This is a genomic window from Micromonospora globbae, assembly GCF_036184225.1.
In the GTDB taxonomy this organism is placed as follows: domain Bacteria; phylum Actinomycetota; class Actinomycetes; order Mycobacteriales; family Micromonosporaceae; genus Micromonospora; species Micromonospora globbae.
The window spans coordinates 1,500,663-1,524,020 of sequence record NZ_CP108084.1 but is presented as its reverse complement, the minus strand read 5'-3'; the positions used below and the strand labels follow the sequence as shown (position 1 = coordinate 1,524,020).

21 protein-coding genes are annotated in these 23,358 nt (G+C 74.9%); 4 read left to right on the top strand and 17 right to left on the bottom strand.

What is annotated here, in order from left to right:
* Window positions 1–173: 173 nt before the first annotated feature.
* Complete coding sequence (locus OG994_RS06745) at window positions 174–629, bottom strand: MarR family winged helix-turn-helix transcriptional regulator (RefSeq protein WP_328852559.1); 456 nt, start codon at window positions 627–629, stop codon at window positions 174–176.
* A gap of 71 nt (window positions 630–700) precedes the next feature.
* On the opposite strand from OG994_RS06745, the gene OG994_RS06740 reads away from it, so the two are divergent.
* Entirely contained in the window at window positions 701–1,645 is a 945-nt protein-coding gene (locus OG994_RS06740; protein WP_328852558.1) for an NAD-dependent epimerase/dehydratase family protein, read from the top strand.
* Window positions 1,646–1,990: 345 nt separating this feature from the next.
* Here the strand turns inward: OG994_RS06740 and OG994_RS06735 are convergent, their stop codons facing one another.
* From OG994_RS06735 to OG994_RS06700, 8 genes are all read right to left on the bottom strand, one after another.
* Window positions 1,991–2,188, bottom strand: coding sequence for a hypothetical protein (locus OG994_RS06735; protein WP_120326827.1), 198 nt, complete (start codon window positions 2,186–2,188; stop codon window positions 1,991–1,993).
* A gap of 116 nt (window positions 2,189–2,304) precedes the next feature.
* Window positions 2,305–2,892, bottom strand: a complete 588-nt coding sequence (locus tag OG994_RS06730) for a TMEM165/GDT1 family protein (protein ID WP_328852557.1) — start codon at window positions 2,890–2,892, stop codon at window positions 2,305–2,307.
* A 216-nt stretch (window positions 2,893–3,108) separates the two neighbouring features.
* Window positions 3,109–4,080: an L-histidine N(alpha)-methyltransferase gene (gene egtD / locus OG994_RS06725; RefSeq protein ID WP_120326825.1), complete on the bottom strand. Its 972-nt coding sequence runs from the start codon at window positions 4,078–4,080 to the stop codon at window positions 3,109–3,111.
* Window positions 4,081–4,131: 51 nt separating this feature from the next.
* Window positions 4,132–4,872 carry an ergothioneine biosynthesis protein EgtC gene (gene egtC / locus OG994_RS06720; RefSeq protein WP_328852556.1) on the bottom strand — a complete coding sequence of 247 codons (741 nt, stop codon included), beginning with the start codon at window positions 4,870–4,872 and terminating at the stop codon, window positions 4,132–4,134.
* 49 nt (window positions 4,873–4,921) lie between these two features.
* A complete protein-coding gene (egtB, locus tag OG994_RS06715; RefSeq protein WP_328852555.1) occupies window positions 4,922–6,259 on the bottom strand; it encodes an ergothioneine biosynthesis protein EgtB in 1,338 nt (445 codons plus the stop codon).
* Window positions 6,256–7,491 (bottom strand): ergothioneine biosynthesis glutamate--cysteine ligase EgtA, encoded by a 1,236-nt coding sequence (egtA, locus tag OG994_RS06710; protein WP_328852554.1) that lies wholly within the window; start codon window positions 7,489–7,491, stop codon window positions 6,256–6,258. The genes egtB and egtA overlap by 4 nt, the downstream gene beginning before the upstream one ends.
* A gap of 243 nt (window positions 7,492–7,734) precedes the next feature.
* Window positions 7,735–8,727 (bottom strand): hypothetical protein, encoded by a 993-nt coding sequence (locus tag OG994_RS06705; RefSeq protein WP_328852553.1) that lies wholly within the window; start codon window positions 8,725–8,727, stop codon window positions 7,735–7,737.
* Between the two features lie 16 nt (window positions 8,728–8,743).
* On the bottom strand, window positions 8,744–9,370 hold the full coding sequence (locus OG994_RS06700; protein ID WP_120326820.1) for an RNA polymerase sigma factor: 627 nt from the start codon (window positions 9,368–9,370) through the stop codon (window positions 8,744–8,746).
* A 509-nt stretch (window positions 9,371–9,879) separates the two neighbouring features.
* Between OG994_RS06700 and OG994_RS06695 the strand changes: the two genes are divergently transcribed.
* Both OG994_RS06695 and OG994_RS06690 read left to right on the top strand, forming a co-directional pair.
* Window positions 9,880–11,235 carry a serine/threonine-protein kinase gene (locus tag OG994_RS06695; protein WP_192902049.1) on the top strand — a complete coding sequence of 452 codons (1,356 nt, stop codon included), beginning with the start codon at window positions 9,880–9,882 and terminating at the stop codon, window positions 11,233–11,235.
* A gap of 154 nt (window positions 11,236–11,389) precedes the next feature.
* A complete protein-coding gene (locus tag OG994_RS06690; RefSeq protein WP_120326818.1) occupies window positions 11,390–12,652 on the top strand; it encodes a nucleotide sugar dehydrogenase in 1,263 nt (420 codons plus the stop codon).
* Window positions 12,653–12,731: 79 nt separating this feature from the next.
* Here the strand turns inward: OG994_RS06690 and OG994_RS06685 are convergent, their stop codons facing one another.
* The 5 genes from OG994_RS06685 to OG994_RS06665 all read right to left on the bottom strand — a co-directional run bounded on the left by OG994_RS06685 (window position 12,732) and on the right by OG994_RS06665 (window position 18,867).
* Window positions 12,732–15,215, bottom strand: a complete 2,484-nt coding sequence (locus OG994_RS06685) for an ABC transporter permease (protein ID WP_328852552.1) — start codon at window positions 15,213–15,215, stop codon at window positions 12,732–12,734.
* A gap of 5 nt (window positions 15,216–15,220) precedes the next feature.
* Window positions 15,221–16,042, bottom strand: coding sequence for an ABC transporter ATP-binding protein (locus OG994_RS06680; protein ID WP_407942569.1), 822 nt, complete (start codon window positions 16,040–16,042; stop codon window positions 15,221–15,223).
* 147 nt (window positions 16,043–16,189) lie between these two features.
* Window positions 16,190–16,855: a response regulator gene (locus OG994_RS06675; protein ID WP_120326816.1), complete on the bottom strand. Its 666-nt coding sequence runs from the start codon at window positions 16,853–16,855 to the stop codon at window positions 16,190–16,192.
* Window positions 16,852–18,108, bottom strand: coding sequence for a sensor histidine kinase (locus OG994_RS06670; protein ID WP_328852551.1), 1,257 nt, complete (start codon window positions 18,106–18,108; stop codon window positions 16,852–16,854). Before OG994_RS06670 ends, OG994_RS06675 begins: the two co-directional genes overlap by 4 nt.
* Window positions 18,109–18,171: 63 nt before the next feature.
* Window positions 18,172–18,867, bottom strand: coding sequence for a DUF305 domain-containing protein (locus tag OG994_RS06665; RefSeq protein WP_120326814.1), 696 nt, complete (start codon window positions 18,865–18,867; stop codon window positions 18,172–18,174).
* A 140-nt stretch (window positions 18,868–19,007) separates the two neighbouring features.
* Between OG994_RS06665 and OG994_RS06660 the strand changes: the two genes are divergently transcribed.
* A complete protein-coding gene (locus OG994_RS06660; RefSeq protein WP_120326813.1) occupies window positions 19,008–20,450 on the top strand; it encodes an LVIVD repeat-containing protein in 1,443 nt (480 codons plus the stop codon).
* A 157-nt stretch (window positions 20,451–20,607) separates the two neighbouring features.
* On the opposite strand, the gene OG994_RS06655 is transcribed toward OG994_RS06660, so the two are convergent.
* The 3 genes from OG994_RS06655 to OG994_RS06645 all read right to left on the bottom strand — a co-directional run bounded on the left by OG994_RS06655 (window position 20,608) and on the right by OG994_RS06645 (window position 23,183).
* Window positions 20,608–21,612 carry a linear amide C-N hydrolase gene (locus OG994_RS06655; protein ID WP_120326812.1) on the bottom strand — a complete coding sequence of 335 codons (1,005 nt, stop codon included), beginning with the start codon at window positions 21,610–21,612 and terminating at the stop codon, window positions 20,608–20,610.
* An 81-nt stretch (window positions 21,613–21,693) separates the two neighbouring features.
* Window positions 21,694–22,626 carry a PfkB family carbohydrate kinase gene (locus OG994_RS06650; RefSeq protein ID WP_120326811.1) on the bottom strand — a complete coding sequence of 311 codons (933 nt, stop codon included), beginning with the start codon at window positions 22,624–22,626 and terminating at the stop codon, window positions 21,694–21,696.
* An 80-nt stretch (window positions 22,627–22,706) separates the two neighbouring features.
* On the bottom strand, window positions 22,707–23,183 hold the full coding sequence (locus OG994_RS06645) for a DUF1203 domain-containing protein (RefSeq protein WP_120326810.1): 477 nt from the start codon (window positions 23,181–23,183) through the stop codon (window positions 22,707–22,709).
* Window positions 23,184–23,358 lie beyond the last annotated feature (175 nt).

Below are 23,358 nucleotides of genomic sequence, written 5' to 3'. Positions count from 1 at the left end.
GGCGCGGCGTCCTGTGGGGTGGGTCAGCGGCACGGACCGCTCGCCGGCGGTCCGAGCCGGCCGCGGGGCCTCAGCACGCACGCGGGCGTAGCCGGCGCGGTCCGGGACGCACGTGGGCCTCACCTGGCCAGGAGTTCGAGCAATTTCTCTCCCAGGGAGAGTGACGAGACGACTCAGCCCTCGGCCGGGTCACCCGCGGCGACGATGCGCTGCAACGCGTCGCGCAGGCGCTTCCGATCCTGGGGGTCGAGTGCCGCGAGCAGTGCGCCCTCGGCCTCGTCACTGGCCCGGACCGCACGACGCAGGGTCTCCCGACCGTGGTCGGTCAGGTCGATCACGTTACGACGCCGGTCCTCCTCGTGCGGGCGGCGGAACACCAGACCTTTGCCCTCGAGCACGTCGAGCACGGCGACCATCGTGGTGCGATCCACGCCCAACCGCCGCGCCGCCTGCTGCTGCGAGGCTGGTTCGTGGCTGTCGATGACGATGAGCACCCCGAGTTCGCGCCCGTCGATACCGAAGGGCGCCAACGCCCGGGCGTGGAGTTCGTGCAGCCGTATGGCGGCGTGCTTGAACAGGTAGCCCAGCCGCCTGCTCAGCTCCGGGCCTGGCCCGCTCTCGCTCGACATGGCACCGATCTTACCGCTAGGCTGATCGTCAGCTTCACTGACAATCAGCGGAGCGGACGAATGGAGGCGCCATGATCTTGGTAACCGGAGGCCTCGGCTTCATCGGATCGCATGTCGTGCAGGCACTCCTGGACGCGGGCGAGGAGTGCGTGCTCGTGCAGCGTCGGCACGCGGAGGTGCCGGCCGGCCGCTTCACCGCACCGGTCCAGCTGGAACAGGCCGACGTGACCGACCTCACCAGCCTGCGCGACATCGGCGCACGGCACCGGATCACCGGGATCGTGCACCTCGCGGGTTCGATGCCCTGGCCACCCAGCTCGGAGCCCTCGGTCGGCGCGGCCCGCCGCGCGCTCGGCGGGCTGCTCAACATCGTCCAGGTCGCCCAGGACTGGGGCGTGAACCGCGTGGGCGTCGCGAGCACGATCGGGGTCTACTCGGGCGTCACCGCGGAAGGGGCCCTCACCGAGGACCTGCCCCTACCCATGAGTTCACCGCACCTGATCCCGGCCTTCAAGAAGATCGGCGAGCTACTCAACGATCACCTGGCCGACCAGACCGGTATCGACATCGTCAACTACCGGATCTCCGGGACCTGGGGACCGCTGGGCCACCCCGACCCGTTCTTCCCGGCTCCCGAACTGGTCCACGCGGCCGCCCGCGGGCGCACTCCAGACCTGTCCGGGCTCCGGGCTCCCGCGTACGCCGAGGACGGCCTCGACCTCTGCTACGTGAAGGACACCGGTCGGGCCATCGCGCTCCTGCAGACCGCCGACAAGCTCGCCCACCGCACCTACAACGTCGGCGCCGGTCGCGCCACGACCAACGCCGAGGTCATCGCCGCGATCAAGACCATCGTCCCCGACGCGCGGATCGAGCTGCCGGCGGGCGGAACGACCACCCACGGTTACCTCGACATCACCCGCATCCGGGAGGACACCGGCTACCAACCCGTCTACGACACCGAGCGGGCCGCCGCCGACTACATCTCCTGGCTCCGAGCGGGCCACGAACGCTGAGGCGCGGCCCGGTGGCCCGCCCGGTAACGGCCCGGCCGTCCGGTTTCCGCCCTGGCCCTGCGAGCGGACCGACCGGTAGGGCAATTTCCAGTGATCATTGCGCAATTCCGGGATAGCCCGGACCGGCCCTGAGCGGCAATTCTGGCTCTGGCCGGCGCCCATGCCGCCGCACGCCGTGACCAGGACGGCGGGACCGATCCGGGGCCGTCCGCGCAACGCCAGCCCGGCCGGTCGACGCGTGGCTCCCCACGTCCCGGGACGCACGTGGGCCGCGCCGGACACCCCGGCGCGGCCCGTCGGACGGGAGCGGGCGCCCCGGAGGGAGTGTGCCCCGGGGCGTACGGCTCATCGCCGGTCGTCGGTCCCGTGCTCGTCGTCGGTCTCCTCGTAGAGGGCCTCGCTGGCGGGTTCGGTGAGGTCGTCGCCCGGGATCGCCACCTCCTCGGCGCGGTCCTGCTCGTCGGCCCGTCCACCCGGAGGCGGTTCGGGGGCGGTGGCGCCGCCGGCGAAGCCGTACTCGTTGGGCTCGTCGTGCCTGCTCATGTGGTCATCCTCCCGTTTTCTCCCGCTTCGCCTCTCACCGCCAACGGTAAGTGGTGATCGTCTTTTCCGCAGGGCGGCGGGGATTGTCGGGACGGCCGCGCGGCGTTCGCCGCCCGTCAGGTGAGTTCGGCGACGGCCTCGAAGATCAGCCAGAGGCCGGAGATCGCGAAGAGGGCCGAGGCGCCGAACCTGATCATCTTCTCCGGGAGGCGGCGGCCGAGCAGCCGGCCGACCAGGATGGCGAGGGTGTCGGCCGCCACCATGCCGATCGTCGAGCCGATCCACGTGCCGACCCAGCCGTGCTGGGTGGCCAGGGTGATCGTGGCGAGCATCGTCTTGTCGCCCAGCTCGGCGAGGAAGAACGCCACCGAGACGGCGACGACCGCCGACCTGCTGGTCTTCTCGGCCTTCCGGCGTTCCTCCTCGGTGAGGGTGTCCCCCCGCAGCGTCCAGGCCGCGAAGCCGAGGAAGGCGACGCCCGCGACCAGTGAGATCCAGTCGGTCGGCAGCACGGCGCCGAGCCCGGACCCGATGGCAACGGACGCGAGGTGCACCACCGTGGTCGCGACGGTGATGCCGATGAGGACCGGCATCGGCCGGTACCGCGTGGCGAAGGCCAGCGCCATGAGCTGGCTCTTGTCGCCCAGTTCGGCAACGAAGATGACGCCGAAACTGATCACCAGCGCGGCGAGGAATCCTTCCATGACATCCTTCCCGATCAAGCCGGGAGGAGGTACGGGGCGCCCTCGACCCGGCTGTGACAGCCTGAGCCGAAGGTCTCGCCCGCCCCGGGACGGGGCCGCGTGGCCGGATGCGTGACGCACCAGTATGTCGACCACGACATTGGGGGCTACTCCCCTTCGCGGAACCGAGCCTATCCGATCACGGCGCCGCCCCGCCGTGCGGGTGACCGAACGCCGTCAGGCGGCGCGGGCCAGCGTGACGCCGAAGAGGCCGTCCGGATCGGTCCAGAACGCGCGTCCGGCGAAGCCCGCCGCGGCCAGTTCCGCCGCCACACCCTCCGGGCGGAACTTCGCGGACACCTCGGTACGCAGCTCCTCCCCCTGCGCGAACGTCACCGCGAGGTCCAGCTCCGGCACCCGTACCCGCATCGGGCGGTCGGCGCGCAGCCGCATCTCGATCCACTCGTTCGTCGCGTCCCAGCGCGCCACGTGGGTGAACGCCTCCGGGACGAAGTCCGCGCCCAGCTCCCGGTTGACGACGCGCAGCACGTTGCGGTTGAACTCGGCGGTCACGCCGGCGGTGTCGTCGTACGCCGGCACGATGACCGAGGGGTCCTTGACCAGGTCGGTGCCGATCAGCAGCCAGTCGCCGGACTCCAGCGCGGCCCGGGTCCGGCCGAGGAACTCGGCGCGCTCGGCGGGCAGCAGGTTGCCGATGGTGCCGCCCAGGAAGAGGACCAGCCGCCTCCCCCCGGCGGGCAGCCGGTCGAGGTGGCGGGTGAAGTCGCCCACGATGCCCCGTACCCGCAGGCCGGGATAGTCGGCGGCGATCCGCGCGGTCGAGCCGCGCAGCGCGCTGGCCGAGACGTCCAACGCCACGAAGGTGCCCAGCCCGCCCCGGTCGGTGAGCGCGTCCAGCAGCAGCCGGGTCTTCTCGGAGGAGCCGGAGCCCAGCTCGATGAGCGTCTTCGCGCGGGTCAGCTCGGCGATGTCCGGCGCCCGGGCGGCCAGCACGGCCCGCTCGGACCGCGTCGGGTAGTACTCGGGCAGCCGGGTGATCTCCTCGAACAGCACGCTGCCGCGGGCGTCGTAGAACCACTTCGGCGGCAGCCACTTCGGCTCGGCGCTCAGCCCGACGCGCACGTCCTCCCGCAGGCTGCGGGCGAGGTCCTGTTCCTCGAGGTGGATCTCCAGCGGTTCGGCGCTCATGCAGGCACTTCCCTTCGCATCGGTCGGACGGTGCTCGTGGGCCGGGTGGCGCTACCCGAGTGGGCGCAGCCGCACCCGGCCGGCCGTGGCCGTGACCAGCTGCCCGTCCGGCACGGACCGCCAGGCAGGGTCGTCGTCGTGCGGCTCGGAGGCGAGCAGCACCGCGTCGGACGTCTCACGCAGCGACAGCGCGTGCCCGAGCACGCTGGCGACCGCCGTCCGGCCGTCGGTCAGCAGCACGTTGAGGCGCGACCCGGGCGCCGCCGCGGCCACCGCGCGGACGGTCGCGGCCACGGCCTCGGCCGCGTCGGCGCCCGCGCGCAGCCGGTGCCGGACCAGCGCCCACAGCAGCGCCGAGTCCGTGGCGGCGTCCAGGGTGAGCAGGTCACGCACCGGAAGCTCCGCGGCGAGCGGCACGACCGAGTCGGGCCAGCCCCGGATCACACCGTTGTGGCTGAACAACCACCGGCCCTCGGCGAACGGCGCGGCCGCGTTGTCGACCACCGCCATGCCGACGGTGGCCGAGCGGACGGCGGCGAGCACCGCGCCGGCCGAGGTGACCGCGGCCAGCTGCGCGATGGTGGGGTCGCTCCAGATCGGCTGGGCGCGCCGGTAGCGCACGGGCTCGCCGTCGCCGGCGTACCACCCGATCCCGAAGCCGTCGGCGTTGATGGTGCCGCCGCCCCGCATGTCGCGCGGGGCCCACGACTGCCGCACGAGCGAGAACGGCGGGTCGAACAGCAGCCGCGCGAGCGTGACCGGTGGCCCCAGGTAGGCCAGGTGACGGCACATCAGGTGGCACCGCCGCGCTCCGGCGGGCGGACGGCGCGCCGGCTCCCCGTCACGGCCGCGACTCCTCCGGGCGGGCGTCGCGGGCGCAGCGGAAGCCACTGAAGATCTGCCGGCGGATCGGGAAGTCCCAGTTGCGGAACGTGCCGCGGCAGGCCGCCCGGTCGGTGCCGAACGACCCTCCCCGCAGCACGCGGTAGTCGTCGCCGAAGAAGACCTCCGAGTACTCGCGGTACGGGAACGCGCGGAACCCCGGGTGGCCCCGGAAGGTGGTCGACGTCCACTCCCAGACGTCGCCGATCAACTGGTGCACGCCCAGGGGCGACGCCCCGTCGGGGTACGCGCCGACCGGTGCGGGCCACAGGTGGCGCTGCCCCAGGTTGGCGTGTGCGGCCGTGGGGTCCTCGTCGCCCCACGGGTAGCGGCGGGACCGGCCGGTGGCCGGGTCCCAGCGGGCGGCCTTCTCCCACTCCGCCTCGGTGGGCAGCCGCTTGCCGGCCCACGCCGCGTACGCCTGCGCCTCGTACCAGCAGACGTGCACCACCGGCTCGTCGTCGCGGACCGGGGCCCACCGCCCGAACCGCCGGTACGCCCACCCGTCGCCGTCGCGCCGCCAGTGCATGGGCGCGGTCAGCCCGGCCTCCGTCCGGTGCGCCCAGCCGGCCTCGCTCCACCACCGCGGGTCGTCGTACCCGCCGTCGTCGACGAACCGCCGGTACTGGCCGTTGGTCACCGGCGCCGCGTCGATGGCGTACGCGGGCAGGTCGACCCGGTGGGCCGGTCGCTCGTTGTCCAGCGCCCACGGGTCGGTGTCGGTGCCCATGGTGAACGGACCGGCCGGGACGAGCACCTCCCCGCCGACCCGTGCCCGCGGCTCCGGTGGGGGCGGCGCGTGCAGCACGGCCGGCCCGGCGCGCAGCTGGTGGGTGGCGAGCATCGTCTCGTCGTGCTGCTGCTCGTGCTGCACGATCATTCCGAAGGCGAACCCGTCGGCCACCAGCGGCCGGTCGGCGAACCGCATCCCGTCCAGCAGGTCGTACACCTTGTCCCGGACGGTCGCCACGTAGGCGCGGGCCTCGGCCGGCGGCAGCAGCGGCAGGGAGGGACGGTCCCTGCGCGGCTGTTTGAAGGCGTCGTAGAGGTCGTCGATGTCCTGCCGGACCGGCGGACGGCCGCCCACGTCGCGGACCAGCCACAGCTCCTCCTGGTTGCCGACGTGCGCGAGGTCCCACACCAGCGGCGACATCAGCGGCGAGTGCTGGCGCATCAGGTCCGCGTCGTCGACCACGTCGGTGAGCTGGGCGGTGCGCGCCCGCGTACGGTCCAGCTCCGCCGCGATCCGCGCGCGCAGCTGCTCCGGGCCGAGACGATCAGTCCTCGTGTCGGTCACCGGTCTCCCCTCTCCGCGGCGGTCCGCCGCCGTCGTACGTCTCGGTGGATCTCCTCGTGCAGGTCGTGCGGCAGGTCGAGTCGGGGCAGCCCCGCGAGGGCCAGGTCGAGCAGGCGCGCGGCGGCGGTGGCGAGCGGCCGGTCGCCCAGCCCGTGCCGGGCCGCCTGGTGCCAGCGGTCGGCGACCGGCGCGCTGACCAGGTGGGCGGCGTGCAGGACCTCCGTGTCGGCGAAGAGCGCCGCGAGGACCGCCAGCGGGACCCGCCACGCCGCGCCGGGCTGCGCGTCGAGGTAGCGCAGCTCCAGGTAGCCACGGGGTCGCACCGGGGGGAACAGCGTGCTCACGTGGTAGTCGAGGTCGTCGGTGGTCGGCGGCCGGGGCAGCGCCCCCGCGAGCCAGTCGGCGAAGGTCACGCCCGGCGGCGCCGTCCAGTCCGGCCCGGGTGTGCGCAGGCACAGCAGCGGGGCGGCGAGCACGTAGCGGGTCCAGGCGGCCACCGGGTCCTCGTCCGGTCGGGCCGGCGACCAGACCGGGCCGGTGCGGGCCGGGTCGATGGCCAGCCAGGCGGCCATGCGGGCCGACGCCCACCGCGTGCCGCGCCCGGCGTGGCGGCGGGAGGTGGCGAACGCGGCCAGCAGGGGCGGGCCGACCGTGTGCGCCACGGCCCAGCGCAGCGGCAGGTGCTCGGGCTCGCCCGCGTCCAGGCAGATCTGGAGGCCGGCCGTGCAGTACATCATCGTGCGCCCCGCCGGCCCGCGGTGGTCGAAGGCGCGGCGCATGGCGCGGTAGCGGGGGGTGTCGACGACGGGGTGCGGCCCCCGGTGGGGGTCGATGCCGGTGCGGCCGAGGACCAGCCCGGCGCCGCGGAGCAGGCCGGTGACCTCGGCGATGTCGAGTTCGGTGGCGCGGACGAGTGCGCCGAGGGACGCCCGTGGCGGTGTGGAGATCTCCACCTGCCCGCCCGGTTCGAGGCTCACCGCGCTGCCGTGGCGCAGGGGCCGGGCGGGACTCGTCTCGTCGAGGGTGGCGGGGCAGTGCCCGCCGAGCGCGGCCCGCAGTCGCGCCCGGTCGACCGGGCGGGACGGGTCGGCCGCGTCGTGCACGGTCCATTCGAGTTCGAGCCCGGTGTGTGTCGGCGGGCCCGTCTTGAAGCAGATCCGCGCCAGGTGGCGCGCCGCGGCCGCCGACTCACGCAGGATCGCGCCGCGATCGAGCTCGGGTGACGTCACCATCGGTCGGCCCCCTCCCGCGCCGGCACCCGGACGCGGTCACCGTATCGCCACCCACCGACACGGTGGCCGACGAGCGGGACCGCCCTCCCCCTGTCTAACAGACGACCGGGCGCCGGTCGGGTGGAAACGGCCACGGGCGTCGAGGGCGGGGAACCGTGCCGCGCGGCGGGCCGGCGGCGGACGGACGGACACGACCCGAACGGCGTGAGCGGTACGGAACGCGGTCCGCGACGCCGGGTCGGATCAGGCCGGGAGGTGTCCGCCGTCGCCCCGGCCGGGCGCGCCGCCGGAACGGTTGCCCGGCGCCTCGCCGTCGCCGGAACCCCTGCCGTTGCCGGACCCCGGCGCGTTCGGGTTGCCGGAGCCGTTGCTCCTGCCCGGCGGGGCGGCGTCACCGCCGTTGCCGTTGGCCTTGCTGGTGCCCTGCTTCGGCGCGCCGCCGTTGACCGGCCCGTTGCCGTTGACCGACCCGTTGCCGGACCCGTTGCCGTTGACCGGCCCCTTGCCCTTGCCGGACCCGTTGCCGGTGCCGTCGCTCTTGTCCGAGCCGTCAGCCTCGTCCGGCGTCGCGGTCGGCTCGGCTGCCCGCTCCTCGCAGTACGCCTCGACCTGCCCGGCACCGCCGGCCGCCTCGACGAGCGGCTGGAACCCCGGCGTGCTGAGCGCCTTGTCGCGTTGGGTCGGCTTCTTCGCGAGGTACGCCCGGCACAGTCCCGCCACGTCGTCCGGCGCCGGGGCGCCGGAGGGCGTGCCGGTGTCGGCGGGACTCGGCGACACGGTCGGCGCCGGTGACGGCGAGCCGCCGCCCGGTTCCCCACCGGGGGTGCCGCCGGTCGGGCTGCCGTCCGGCTGGTCGCTGCCCGGACCGGGGCTCACCGGGGTGGGCGACGGCGCCGGAGTCGGCGGTCGTTCCAGGGTGACCGCGGCGAACGCGGCGCCGGCCGTCGCGGTGGCGAGCACGCCGGCGGCCCAGGCCAGGGCCCGCGCGGTGAGGCGCCGGCGGCGTGGTGCGGGCGCGGGCGCCGGTGCGGCGCGGGCCGCCCGGAAGGCCGCCAGCGCGGCCTCCTCGCCCGCCAGTTCGTGCGCGCCCGCGGGCGCGGCCGCGGCGGCGAGCAGGTCGGTCAGCGGATCGGGCGGGACCGCGCCCGCTGTTCCGCGCGCGCCGGCGCGGGCCGCGTCGAGGAGCCGGTCGGCCTCCGCGCGGTCGGCGGGCCGGTCGGGCCGGCGGACACTCATCCTGAAACCTCTCACGTCAACCATCCGCCGGTTCGGCGTGCGGCGCCTGCCGGCGCAGGTCGCCACGCGGACGGGGTGGTGCGCCCTCGGTAGCGGCGGCGGAGCGCCGGTCGTCGCGCTCCAGCATCGCGGCGAGCCGCCGCAGCCCTCGGTGGGCGGCGGTGCGCACGGCCCCCGCCCGGCGGCCGAGCACCCGCCCGGCCGTCTCGGCGTCCAGACCGATCACCGCCCGCAGGAGGACCGCCTCCGCCTCCCGTTGCGGCAGCGTGGCGATCAGCGCGATGGCCGCCTCGGTGCCGATGGTCTCCCCGGCCCGCTCGGCGGTGTCGGCGTCGCCGGCCAGGTCGCTCAGCGCCTGCACGGGCACCGGCAACGACGGGCGGCGACGCTGCCGCCGCAGGTGGTCCATGGCCCGGTTGCGGGCGATGGTGACCGTCCACGCGCGGAACTCGCCGCCGGTGAAGCTCGGCAGGTCCCGGGCGATCTGCAGCCAGGTCTCCGACGCCACGTCCTCCGCGTCGCCACCGACCAGCGCCGTCAGGTAGCGCAGCAGGCCCGGTTGGAGGGTCCGGTAGAGGAACCGGAAGGCGTCCTCGTCACCGGCCCGCGCCGCCTCGACGGCCTCGCTCAGCTCACGGGTCATTCCGTCGCGCGTCTCCCGGCCACGGCGCGACGGGCGCCGGCGCACGCGATGCCCGTCCGGGGCGTGGACCGGACCCGTCTGCGCACCTCTCTCGCCCCCCGCCGACCTGATCACGCCCGTGGCCGCGGCGGCCCCGTGGTTTCGCCTGGACTCCCGCCACGGCGGTCGACGCAGCCGGGTGTGCCGTGGAGCGACCCGAGTTGCGCCAACGCTAGGAGCGGAGGCCGGCACCGGCAAGCGGGCTTCCGGTCACAGAAGAGTGACATTTGTCAACCGTGTGGACCGGCGCGTCGCCGTAACACTTTTCGGCTCCGGGACGCTACGCGGCCACGTGTGCTCGCATCCGCGCGCCGGTCCCACCGTACGCCGGTTGATGTGGCCGTCCGTCACGCGCCGGCCACCGACCGTGTCCGGTCCGGAGGCGGGCGCGGGGCCCCGCCCCTCGGCCGCCCGCCCGGGACGGGACCGCGCGGTGCGTGGTTCCGGACAGCTGTGGGTACGGTAATCGCGTGTTGTCATCGGAGGTCGTGCTCAGCGGTCGCTACCGCCTGGACGAGCGTGTCGCCACGGGCGGAATGGGCGACGTCTGGCAGGGCACCGACCTGGTCCTCGGCCGGCAGGTCGCGGTCAAGGTCCTCCTGCCGGCGCTGGTCTCCGACCCCGACTTCATCGCCCGGTTCCGGGCGGAGGCCCGGATCATGGCCGCCCTGCGGCACCCGGGCATCGTGCAGGTCTTCGACTGCGGCGAGGACGAGCTGCCCGACGGCGGCCGGGCCGACTACCTGGTCATGGAGTTCGTCGAGGGCGAGCCGGTGTCCCGGCGGATCGAGTCCCTCGGGCGGCTCGGCGTCGCCGAGACAATGTCGATCGTCGCGCAGGTCGCGCAGGCGCTGCACGCCGCGCACCGCCGGGGCATCGTGCACCGCGACGTCAAGCCGAGCAACCTGCTCGTCCAGGAGGACGGCTCGGTCGTCCTGGTCGACTTCGGTGTGGCCCGGTCCACCAACGTCACGAGCATCACGAGCACCAACGCGGTGCCCGGCACCGCGCTCTACATGGCGCCCGAGCAGGCCGCCGGTCGCCCGGTCAGCGGCGCCACCGACATCTACGCCCTCGGCGCGGTCGCGTACTGCTGCCTGACCGGCTCCCCGCCGTTCACCGGAGACAACCCGCTCCAGGTCGCCGTGCGGCATCTCGACGACGAGCCGCCCGAGCTGCCGCACGACATCCCGGAGGCGGTCCGCGCGCTGGTGGCGCGTGCCCTGGCGAAGGACCCCGCCGACCGGTTCAGCAGCGGTGCCGCCATGGCGGAGGCGGCGCGCGCCGCCGTGGGCGAGAGCGCGGAGCCGACGGCCCTGGTCGCGGTCTCCCCGCTGCGCGACGCGGGGCCGGACACCCAGCCGGACCTTCCCGCCGGCCCGGTGGCGCCCCGCCGCCGTGGCCGACCGGCCCTCGTGGGCGCCGGCGCGGCCGTACTGGTCGCGGTGGCCGGGCTCGTGGCGGCGCTCGGCGCGGCCAAGGACGCGGACGCGCCGGCCGTGGAGCTGACCCCGAGCACGCCCGCGGTGGCGCCCAGCCAGGACCGCAACGTGCCGGCGGTGCACGAGGACAAGCCCACCGACGACCCGGACCGGCCGGAACGTCCGCGGGCGCCCCGTACGAGCGCGCCCGCGTCGGTCAGCCCCAGCGCGAGCGTCCAGCCGAGCGAGTCGCCGACGGAAGAGTCCCCGTCGCCGGACCCCAGCTCACCGTCGCCGAGCGACTCGTCCTCCACCTCCGAGTCGCCGTCGCCCACGTCCGATCCCGCCTCACCGACTCCCACGGGCGAGACCGGGGGCAATCCGCCCCCGGCGGGGACGAACTGACCCGCGAGGCGCGACGCCGGCGGGAGTGACGGCCGGCGGATGCCGGATGGCCGACAGACCCCACCAGCCCCGATATCCCCAAAACGGACGTACGACCCCAGACGGCGCTCTACGCTCAAGCAGGTCGTTTCCACCGTCTGCCGCGGGAGCTCGGGTGAGCGCTGAGAAGTTGGTCGTCATCGGCCAGGGGTACGTCGGACTGCCACTGGCCATGCGGGCCGTGGAGGCCGGCCTGGACGTGGTCGGGCTCGACGTCGACGCCGACCGCGTGAAACGGCTCGCCTCGGGCGAGTCGTTCGTGGAGGACATCCCCACCGACCGGCTCGGCCGGGCGCTGAGCACGGGACGGTACCGGCCGAGCACGGACTACGCCGACGCCGAGGGCTTCGACGTCTGCGTGATCACCGTGCCGACCCCGCTGCGCGACGGCACGCCCGACCTGAGCTTCGTCGAGCAGGCCGGGATGGGCATCGGCCCGTACGTGCGGCCGGGCTGCGCGGTCATCCTCGAGTCCACCACGTACCCGGGCACCACCGAGGAACTGCTGCGGCCCCTGCTGGAATCGGCGAGCGGGCTGCACAGTCCCGGCGACTTCCACCTCGGCTACAGCCCGGAGCGGATCGACCCGGGCAACCCGACCTGGCGCCTGGAGAACACGCCGAAGGTGGTCTCCGGTGTGGACGCCGACTCGCTGGCCCGGGTGGACGGGTTCTACCGGCGCATCGTCGCGCGCACGGTGCCGGTGGACTCGACCCGCGTGGCCGAGCTGACCAAGCTCATCGAGAACACGTTCCGGCAGGTCAACATCGCGTTGATCAACGAGCTGACGATGCTCTCGCACCACCTGGACATCGACGTCTGGCAGGCCATCGAGGCGGCCGAGACCAAGCCGTTCGGTTTCATGCCGTTCCGGCCCGGCCCCGGTGTGGGCGGGCACTGCCTGCCCATCGACCCGTGCTACCTGTCCTGGCAGGTGAAGCGGCGCCTCGGCCGGCAGTTCCGCTTCATCGAGCTGGCCAACGACGTCAACCACGAGATGCCCGAGCACGTGGCGCAGCGGGTGATGGCCGGGCTGAACCGGTCCGGGCGGGCCGTCTCCGGCGCGCGGCTGCTGCTGCTCGGGCTCGCGTACAAGCGGAACACCGGCGACATGCGCGACTCCCCCGCCGTGGACGTGGCCCGCCGGCTGCAGGCGCTGGGCGCCGACGTCCGGGCGGTCGAGCCGTACGCCGAGCCGCACCACATCCCCGGCGGGGTGACCGTCGTGGACCTGACCGAGCGGGAGGTCCGCGAGGCCGACGCGGTGGTCGTCGTGACCGACCACGACGCCTTCGACTACGACCTGGTGGCCCGGCACGCGCGGTACGTCTTCGACACCCGCAACCGCTGCTCGGGCCCGGTGGTCGAGCGCCTGTAGGACCCGGCACCGCCCGGCCCGGTCCCGTCTCGGCGGGACCGGGCCGGCGGCGTCGACCCGCGGGACCGGGCCGGCGGGGTCACTCGTCGTGCAGCGCCTCCACCACGGGGCGGGCCAGCGCCCGCCGGGCCGGCAGCACCGAGGCCAGCAGCGCCGCGGCCGCCGCGATCCCGAGGATCAGGGCGAGCCGACCGGCCGGCAGGACGACGTGGAAGTCCCCGCCGATGCGCGCCAGCAGGGCCATGGCGGCGGCGCTCACCCCCGTCCCGAGCCCGAGCCCGAGCACGGCGCCGACCAGCGCGGTGAGCACCGCCTCGACGGCGAGCATCGCGCGCATGCGGCCCCGGGTCATGCCGACCGCCCGCAGCACGGCGTTCTCCCGGGTCCGTTCGACGACCGACAGGCTCAGCGTGTTGGCCACGCCGACCAGCGCGATCACCACGGCCAGGCCGAGCAGCGCGGTCACGAACGCGAGCACCATGTCGACGGTGCCGGTGAGCATGTTCTTGTAGGCGGCCTGGTCCATGAGGTTCGCCGTCGGGTAGCGGGCGAGGACCGCCTCGATCGCCGACCGGGCCTGCTCCGCGCCCACCCCGTCGGCGGGCTCGACCTCCGCCAGGTAGCCCCGCTCGTCGGGGAAGAGGGCGGTGAAGTCACCGTCCACGACGTCGACGACGTGACCCTCGGGCGTACGGGAGGCCGCCAGCGGCGCGGAGTCGTCGTCCACCACGGCGGCGACCCGGAACTGCCGGCCTTTCACGGTGACCGGGGCGCCGACGGTCCAGCCGCGGGCCGCGGCCAGCTCCCGGTGCACGAGCACCGTGCCCGGGCCGAACGCGTCCAGGTCCCCGGCCGACACCCCGGTGAGCGTCCGGCCGACCAGCGCAGGGTGCGCGGCGCGCACCTCGATGTCGTCGGCCACCGCGGCCCGCTGCTCGTGCACGACACCGAGTTCCGGCCGGGCCGCCAGCTCCGTGACGAGCCGGGCGGGCAGGTCGCCGCCGATGCCGGTGACCAGGAAGTCGACCCCGATCTCGGCGTCCACGCTGCGTTCGATGCCGTCCTTGGTGCTCTGTGCGCCGACCACGAACGCCGACACCAGGCCGATCCCGATGACCAGGGCGGTGCTGGTGGCGGCGACCCGGCGTGGGTTGCGCACCGCGTTGGCGACGGCCAGCCCGCCCGTGGCCCCGGCCAGCCGGCGGGCCGGCCAGCCGAGCACCCGCACCATCGCCGGGACGAGCATGGGGCCGAAGAGGACGATGCCCAGGAACGCGAGCACGCCGCCGGCCGCCACGAGCACCACCTGCCCGACCGCGGCGGCCCCGAGCAGGGCCGCGACCCCCGCCGCCAGCACCAGCGCACCAGCGGCGAGGCGGAGCGCGCCGGCACCCCGGGCGGGTTGCACGGCGGCGTCGGTGAGCGCGGCGACCGGGGGCACGCGGGTGCCCCGCCAGGCCGGCAGCAGCGCCGCGCCGACGGTGAGCACCGTCCCCAGCACGAGGCTCACCAGCACGGTGCCCGGCGTCACGGTGAGCCCGCCCCCGCCGACCGGGACGTCCCACCGGGACAGCAGGGCGCCCATCCCGGCGGCCAGCCCCGCGCCGAGCAGCACGCCGGCCGCGGAGGCCACGAACCCGACCACCGCCGACTCCAGCAGGGTGGCCGCGAAGACCTGCTGCCGGGTGGCGCCGACCAGGCGCAGCAGCGCCGTCCGGCGGGTGCGCTGGGCGAGGACGATGGCGAAGGTGTTGGCGATGACGAATGCCGCCACCACGACCGCCACGGCGGCGAAGGTGAGCAGGACCATCATGAACTGCCTCAGGTCCCGCACGGCCTCGTCGACGGCGTCGTCGAGGATCTCCTGCCGGGTCTTCACCTGCGTGCCGTCGCCGGCCACGGCGGCCAGCCGGGCGGCCAGGGTCTCGTCGTCGACCCCGGGGCGGGCCGCCACCATGATCCGTCCGTACCCCTTCTCCCCCGTGACCGCCAGCGCGTCCGGGCCGACCAGGCCGATGAACGGCCCGCCGACGTCCCGGGTGGTGCCGGCCACGTCGACGGTGCCGACGAGGGTGTACGGGCGGGCGGCGCCCCCGGTGCCGCCGACGCGCACGGGTGCGCCGAGGGTGAAGCCCTCCTCCTCCACGGTGGCCGCGTCGAGCACCACCTCGCCGGTGCGGTCCGGCAGGCGGCCGGCGACCACGTCGTACGAGCGCAGGGCCGGGTCGGTGGGGATGGCCGCGAGGACGGCGTAGCCGATCACGGGCCGGCCGTCGGAGCCGACGACGCCCGCGGTGCCGGTGAGTTCCCCCTCGGCGGCGGCCACGCCGTCCACCGCCTGCACCCGGTCGACGAGGGCGGGGGCGATCGGGTCCCGCTGCGCGTACACGCCGAGGTCGGTGTGGCGGTCGAAGGTGCCCGCCCGCTCGTACGCGGCGGCCCGCATCCCGTCGACGAAGATCAGCGTGCCGGCGATGAACGCCACGCCGAGCACGACGGCCAGCGCGGAGAGCGCCATCCGCACGGCCTCGGCGCGCAGCGAACGCAGGGTGAGTCCCAGCATGCCGGTCACCGCCGCGCCGTGGTGCCGGGCCGGGCGCCGTGCGCCGCGGACGGGTCGAGGCGGGCGAGCGCGTCGAGCACCTGCTCGGTGGTGGGCGCCGCGAGGTCGGCGACCAGCCGGCCGTCGGCGAGCAGCACCACCCGGTCGGCGTGCCCGGCGGCCACGGGGTCGTGCGTCACCATGATCACGCTCTGGCCGAGCGTGTCCACGGCCTCGCGGAGCAGGCGCAGCACCTCCGCGCCCGAGCGGGAGTCGAGGTTGCCGGTCGGCTCGTCCGCGAACACCACCCACGGCCGGGTGATGAGGGCCCGGGCGATGGCGACGCGCTGCTGCTGGCCGCCGGAGAGTTCGGCGGGCCGGTGCCGCAGCCGGTCGGAGAGCCCCACCGCGGCGACCACCTGGCGCAGCCACGCCGGGTCGGGGCGGCGGCCGGCGATGGCCAGCGGGAGGACGATGTTCTCCTCGGCCGTCAGCGCGGGCAGCAGGTTGAACTTCTGGAAGACGAAGCCGACCCGGTCCCGGCGCAGGAGGGTGAGCCGCCGGTCGTCGAGCCGGTCGAGGTCGGCCTCGCCGATCCGCACCGACCCGGCGCTCGGCCGGTCCAGCCCGGCCAGGCAGTGCAGCAGCGTGGACTTGCCCGAGCCGGACGGGCCCATGATCGCGGTGAACCGACCGGCCGCGAAGTCCAGGTCGACGCCGTCGAGGGCGACGACGGCGGCCGGGCCGCTGCCGTACCGCTTGCCGAGGGCGCGGGCGCTGACGGCGACGCCGCCGCGACCGGTGATCGTGCCGCCGGTGGCGGCGGGCGCGGGAGGTGGAACAGGCACGTGGTGCTCCCCGTCGAGGTGGACGTTCTGACGCCTCGACGCTATGGGCGCCCGTGCCCCGTCCGGCTCCACCTGCGCGCTCGACCGCGGTACGCCCCGGGTCGTCCCTGACCGGGCGGACCCGTACGACTCAGGTCGTACGGCCGCTCAGCCGCCGGGGACGACGAGCCCGTTCTCGTACGCGAACACCACCGCCTGCACCCGGTCGCGGAGCTGGAGCTTCGCGAGGATCCGCCCGACGTGCGTCTTCACCGTCGCCTCGGCGACGTGCACGGTGCCGGCGATCTCCGCGTTGGACAGCCCCTGGGCCACCAGCAGCAGGATCTCCCGTTCCCGGTCGGTGAGCTGGGCCAGCCGCGGGTCCTCGGTGGGGCCGGGACCCAGGTGGCCGGCGAACCGGTCGAGCAGCCGCCGGGTGATGGACGGGGCGACCACCGAGTCGCCGCGGGCCACGACCCGGATCGCCTGGAGCAGTTCCTCCGGCGGCACGTTCTTGAGCAGGAACCCGCTCGCCCCGGCCCGCAGCGCGGCGAACGCGTCCGCCTCGGTGTCGAAGGTGGTGAGGACCAGGACCCGGGGCGGTCCGGCGGGGCGGTCCGCGCAGAGGCGCCGCGTCGCCTCGACGCCGTCCATGGTCGGCATCCGGATGTCCATCACCACCACGTCGGCCTCGACCCGGGCGAGCACCCGCAGCGCGTCCGCACCGTCGATGGCCTCGCCCACCACCTCCAGGTCCGGCTGCGAGTCGAGCACCATCCGGAACCCGGCCCGGACCAGCGCCTGGTCGTCGACGATCACCACCCGGACCGTCATGCCGCGATCACCTCCGCCGGGGCGGTGCCCGCGGGGAGCGGCAGCCGGGCCTCGACCTGCCAGCCGCCGGCCAGGCGCGCGCCGGCGGTGAGCGTGCCGTCGTACACGCCGACCCGCTCCCGCATGCCGAGCAGGCCGTGCCCGCCGGACGGCGCGGGCGCGACCACCGGTCGGCCGCGCCCGTCGTCGACGACCCGGACCACGACGGCGTCGGCCGTGTGTTCGAGGGTCAGTTCGACGGCGGCGCCGACGCCGGCGTGCTTGAGGGCGTTGGTCAGCGCCTCCTGCACGAGCCGGTAGACGGTGAGTTCGAGCCCGGCCGGCAGCGGCGGCGCGTCACCCCTGACCGTGTGCCGGACCCGCAGGCCGGCGGCGCGGAACCGGTCGAGCAGGGCGGGCAGTTCGGCGAGGGCCAACCGGCGGTGCTCCGGGTCGCCGCCCACCGTCCCGTCGCCCGGCCCGGCGGTCGCGTCGTCCGGCCCGGCGTCCGCGGCGGCCGGCTCCGGCGGGGCGGGCTCGCGGAGGACGCTCACGAGTCGCCGCATCTCCTCCAGCGCCTGCCGGCCGGTGTCGGCGACCACCTTGACCGCCTGGCGGGCGGTCTCCGGGTCGCGGTCCAGCATGTAGCGCGCGCCGTCGGCCTGCACGATCATGACGGCCATGCTGTGCGCCACGACGTCGTGCAGTTCGCGGGCGATGCGGGCGCGTTCGCCGGCCACCGCGGCGCGGGCCTCGGCCTCGCGTTCCCGCTCCAGCGTGGCGGCGCGCTCCTCGAGGCTGAGCACGTAGAGCCGCCGGGTGCGGACGTTCAGCCCGATGAGCCAGGTCGCGGCCGTGACGAGCCCGAAGTAGATGGCTCGGCCCCACCAGGGTCCGGCGCCCTCCGTCTGGATCGCGGCGAGGGCCGCGCCCACGAGGGCGCCGATGCCGGCGAGCAGGCCGTCGCGGAGCCGGTCGGCGTACTTCACCACGCTGTAGAGCGCCACGAGCACGGCGAAGTCGAAGGGAAGCGGCCCCCAGCCGGCGATCACCTGGACGAGCCCGAGCGCCCCGACGGCCGCGGCCACCGCGGTGGGGTGGGACCGGCGGAACAGCAACGCGACCGCCATGGCCACCCCGACCAGCGTGGCCTTCCAGCCGCCCGGCTGTGCCACCACCCCGGCGAGGCCGAAGAGCACCACGGTGCCCGAGACGAACACGTCGAAGGCGACGCCGCGCAGTGGTCGGCCGAGGATCGTGCGGTTCACGGTCACCCAGCGTACGTGCCCGGGGATGCGACGGCCCCCGGCCCGGGGCGGGGGTGGCCGGGAAACCGGTCAGTCGGGGAGGATCTCGCGCATCCGGCCGATCTCCACGGCCTGCTCGGTGGCCACGGAGTTGGCGAACTCGTTGAGCTGCTGGTCCGAGCCGACCGTGAGCAGGTCGGTGGCCATCTCGATGGCCCCCCGGTGGTGCTCGGTCATCATCTGCACGAAGAGGCGGTCGAAGTCGGCGCCGCGGGTGGCGGCCAGCTTCCGCATCGCCTCCGGCGTCTGCATGCCGCGCATCGTGCCGTGGTCGTGGCCCGGAGCCTCCTCGGACAGGCCCCGGTTCTTCAGCCAGGCGCGCATCATGCCGATCTCCGGACCCTGGCTGGCGCGGATCCGGTCGGCGATGGCGCGCACGGTCGGGTCGGCGGCCCGCTCGGGGGCGAGCCGGGCCATCTCCAGCGCCTGCGTGTGGTGCGGGATCATCATCCGGACGAACCAGACGTCCATGGAGTTGTGCGGGACCGCGCCGGCGCCGCGGACCTCGCTCGGTGCGGCGGTGGCGGCCGGTTCGCCCGGCCGGCCCGGCACGATGACCGTCACGTCGGTCGGTTCCGGGCTCGTCGGCGCGGCGCTGGTGGGCGCGGCCGCCGGCGTGCCGGCCGACCCCTCGTCGCCACGGGCGCGCAGCGACACCACGACCGCCAGCGGCAGGACGATCGCCAGTGTGACGATCGCCAGGACACGGGCGCGTCGACCGGTCATGGGCCACTCCCTGAGAACGAGGTCACCGCGATGCTATCCATTGACGATCCTCCTTCCATGTGACCTGGATCACATCGACGTCCTTCATCGGACGGTAGTGTGTCCACATTCGCCACCCCCCTTCGCGAAGGGTCTCGCCGATGATCGGACTCCCCAAGCCACGGTTACGACAGGCACGGATCGTGGCCGTCGCCGCCGCCGGCCTCCTCACCGCCAGCGTCCTGGTCGCGCCGCCGAGCAGCGCCCAGGTGACGTCGCAGGCCCCGACGGCCGCCACCAACACCATCCCCGGCGTTGACGAGATCGTCAGCAGCCCCAACATCCGCCTGGTCACCAACCTGCCCAAGGTCGCCCCGCTCGACGCCACCAACAGCGACCTGGCGTTCCAGGGCAAGTACGCCTTCGCGGGCAACTACAACGGATTCGTCGTCTACGACGTCTCGCGGCCCAGTTCGCCGCAGGTCGTCTCCCGGGTGCTCTGCCCGGGCTCCCAGAACGACATCTCCGTCTACGGTGACCTGCTCTTCCTCTCCACGGACTCGTCCCGCAGCGACGACTCCTGCAACAGCACCGCGCAGGGCGCCGACGTGAAGGAGTCCTGGGAGGGCATCAAGATCTTCGACATCAGGGACAAGGCCAACCCGCGGTACGTGAAGTCCGTCGAGACGGCCTGTGGCTCGCACACCCACACCCTGGTGCCCGGCAAGGACAAGAAGACCGTCTACGTGTACGTCTCCTCGTACAGCCCGCGGGCGAACTTCCCGGACTGCCAGCCGCCGCACGACTCGATCTCCATCATCAAGGTGCCGGTGAAGACGCCCACGAAGGCGGCCGTGGTGGCCACGCCGAACCTGTTCCCGGACGGCGGCTTCGAGGGCAGCGAGACCGGCTCGGCGACCACCGGGTGCCACGACATCACCGCCTACCCGAGCAAGGACCTGGCCGCCGGCGCGTGCATGGGCGACGGCATCCTCATGGACATCCGTAACCGGGAGGCGCCGCGGGTGATCAACCGGGTCCGGGACACGACCAACTTCGCGTTCTGGCACTCGGCCACGTTCAACAACTCCGGCACCAAGGTCGTCTTCACGGACGAGCTGGGCGGCGGCGGCGCGGCGACCTGCAACGAGGAGGTCGGCCCGAACCGCGGCGCGGACGCCATCTACGACATCACCGGCCGCGGCGACCACCGCAAGATGGTCTTCCGCAGCTACTTCAAGATCCCGCGGACCAACGCCGACACCGAGAACTGCGTGGCGCACAACGGCTCGCTGATCCCGGTGCTGGGTCGGGACATCATGGTCCAGGCGTGGTACCAGGGCGGCATCTCGGTCTGGGACTTCACCGACTCGCGCAACCCGAAGGAGATCGCCTTCTGGGAGCGGGGCCCGATCTCGAACGAGCAGATGATCGGCGGCGGTAGCTGGTCGGCGTACTACTACAACGGCTACATCTACTCCAACGACATCGCCAAGGGCTTCGACGTCCTGAAGCTCAGCGACTGGCGCACCTGGACGGCCGAGCTGGTCCGGTACCAGGAGCTCAACGTGCAGACCCAGCCGACCTACCTGGGCGGCTGGTAGGCACCGCGGTAACCACCGGCGCACACGGTGAGGGCCCGGTCCCCCTCGGGGGCCGGGCCCTCACCCGTCCCGCCCGGCCGGCGCCGAGGGCGGGCCGGGTCGCGTCGCACCGGATCGGCGGCGCCGGCCGGGGGCCCGGCCGGCGCCGCGCCGGTCGTCAGCTCACCGGCAGCTGGTACCGCCGCTCGCCGCCGCCGGTCGCCGTGACCAGCCGCACCTCGCCGCTGCGCAGGCCGTACGTCACCGACCAGCGGGTGTGCGCCTGCCGCACGCCGGTCAGCACCCGGTGCGCGGCGGCGGCGTCCACCACCCCGCCGGTCTCGTCCATGGCCCGGGCGATGAGGCCGTAGCGGTGGTCCTCCCGGCGCTTCTGCTCGGCGACGCCGACGACCGGCACGTTCGTCAACGCCTGCCACGGGCCCTGCCCCCGCTCGACGCGCATCTCGCCGTCGACGAACTCGACCACGGCGGACGCGCCGGTGGCGTCGGCCACCAGGTAGTGCAGCGGCGGACCGCCGGAGAAGTCGAGGTTGTGCGCCGTGAAGACGGCGACCGCCTCGTCCACGGTGGCCGCCCGGTCGAGCACGAGGCGCAGGATGCGCACCGAGCCGACGGTGGGCTTGCCCGGGACCGGCTCCGCCCGGGCCGTGTCGTCGGCGGCCAGCCCCACCGCGAGTCCGCGTTCGTTCATCCCGTCGAAGGGCAGCAGCGGCGCGTTCAGCAGCCGGCGGTCGCCGGCCGGGTCGGCGCCGACCCCGAGGTACGACAGGTCCACGAGCGAGATGGACGCGTACCCGTCCGGCGGGTCGGTGCGCAGCACCATGGCCGGGTTGGCGTCCCAGTCGAAGTTCCGCGCGAACAGCGGCCGGCTGCGGTCGCCGGCCGCCACGAACAGCGAGCAGCCGAACGGGCTCGCCGGCGCGGCGTCCGTGCCCACTGTCGCGTCGTACCCCCCGACGTAGGTCATCTCGTACAGCGGCAGGTCGTCGACCCGGCGCAGGCTGGCCAGGGTCTGGTCGACCTGGGCCGCGTCCTGTCGGGAGGCCGTGGGCGTGCCGGTGGGTGACGCCACGGTCGGTGGGGAGCCGTCCGGCACGTCGGCCGAACAGGCGGTGAGCGCGAGCAGCAGGGCCAGGGTGACGGCCGGCAGTGTCCTCCGCATATTCACTGGACGCTATGCGGCGCGCCGCCGGTTGTCCATCGACCACCGGACAGCTCGCGTCCTCGACCGGCCGGTCGCCGCTCAGCCGGCCGGGATGCGGTCCAGTTGGTCCGCGAGGGCGCCCGGGCTGAGCGCCGGCCGGCCACCGGGGTGACCGACGGTGGCGCCCGCGGCGGCCACGGCGTACCGGGCGGCACCCTCCGTCGGCTCACCGCGCAGCAGGGCGACGGTGAGCGCGGCCACGAAGGCGTCGCCCGCGCCGGTGCTGTCGACCGTCGGTGTGTCGCTCAGCGGCAGGAAGAGCTGGCCGTCCGGCCAGACGAACGCGTTGCCCTCGCCGGGCACCTCGACGGCCACGAGTGTCGGGCCGCGCCGCACCAGCTTCCGCCCGGCGGCCAGGCCGGCGGTCGCGTCGCCCGGTGCCTCCCCCACGAGCAACGCGGTCTCCCGCGCGTCGGCGCGCAGCACGTCCGCCGCGGCGAGCAGCGCGTCGGCCGTCGCCGGATCGGGCGGCGCGCCGTCGAGCACCACCGTCCGGCCGGTCTCCCGGGCCGTGCGCGCCGCCGCCAGCGCGGCGTCGGCGGGCTGCTGGAGCTGGACGAGCACCGCGCGGGCGGCCCGCAGCGCGGCCCCGGCGCCGGCCACGTCCGCCGGGGTGAGCAGGGTCGCCGGGGGCAGGTCCTCGAGGTAGCGCCAGCGACCGCGGGCGTCCAGCAGGTCGACGATGAGGCCGCTGCGGACGCCCCGCCGGCGTACCACCGGTGCGACGTCGATCCCGTCGGCCCGGGCCTGGGCCAGCAGGTGCTCGCCGACCTCGTCGTCGCCCACCACGCCGAGCAGGCCGGCCCGGGCTCCGAGCTGCGCGGCGGCGACCGCCTGGTTGGCGCCCTTGCCGCCGAGCAGCTCCCGCCGCCGGCGCACCGGCGCGCTCCGCCCGGCCTCCGGCACGTCGTCGACCAGCAGCACGAGGTCGCGGGCCACCTGCCCGACGACCAGCACGTCCAGATCCGCCATGCCCGACAGGTACCCGGGGCCGGGCCGGGCAAGCCCCCGACCCGACCCCGCCGGCGCGGGACGCCGGCCCCGAGCCGCGGTCACTCCCCCGCACGGTCCAGCGTGAACATGAAGCAGCCGTAGACGACGTTGCGGCTGTGCAACTGGTGCACCGCCGGGTCGGCGAACAGTTCGGCGATCACCGTCTCCGGGTCGGTGCCGTCGTGCCGCCGGCCGCCGCAGATCCGGCCCCGCCGGTCGTACGCCCGCAGCACCTGCGGCCGGCCCCGCCACGCCTGCGGGTAACCGCCGCCGGGCACCGGACCCGCGCACGCGTCCGCGTGCGCGAAGACGGGGCCGACCTCCCGGTACGGGCCGGCGGCGACCGGTGGCGCGTACCCGAAGAGCAGCAGTTCCTCGCCCGCGCGGGCGTCCCGCAGGCAGCAGCGCAGCGGTTCGTCCCCCTCGGCCACGACCGCCTCCACGGGGCGGCCCGCGGAGTCCCGGCCGCCCCGGCGGACGGCGGCGAGCACGGTGGGCGGCAGCGGACGGACGACGAAACGGTTCGGTGCGGTCATGCGTCCCAGCCTGGCGCAGCGGCCCGGGGGACGCTGGCGGCGATCGGACGTCGCGTCCCTCCGACTCGATCATCCGGAGCCTCGCCGCGACGTCCCGTCCCCCGGGTTCAGCCGGGAAGCGGCGCGCCGTCACCGCGCGCGTGGCGCGGGCTCTCGTCCCCCGGGCTGACGCCGG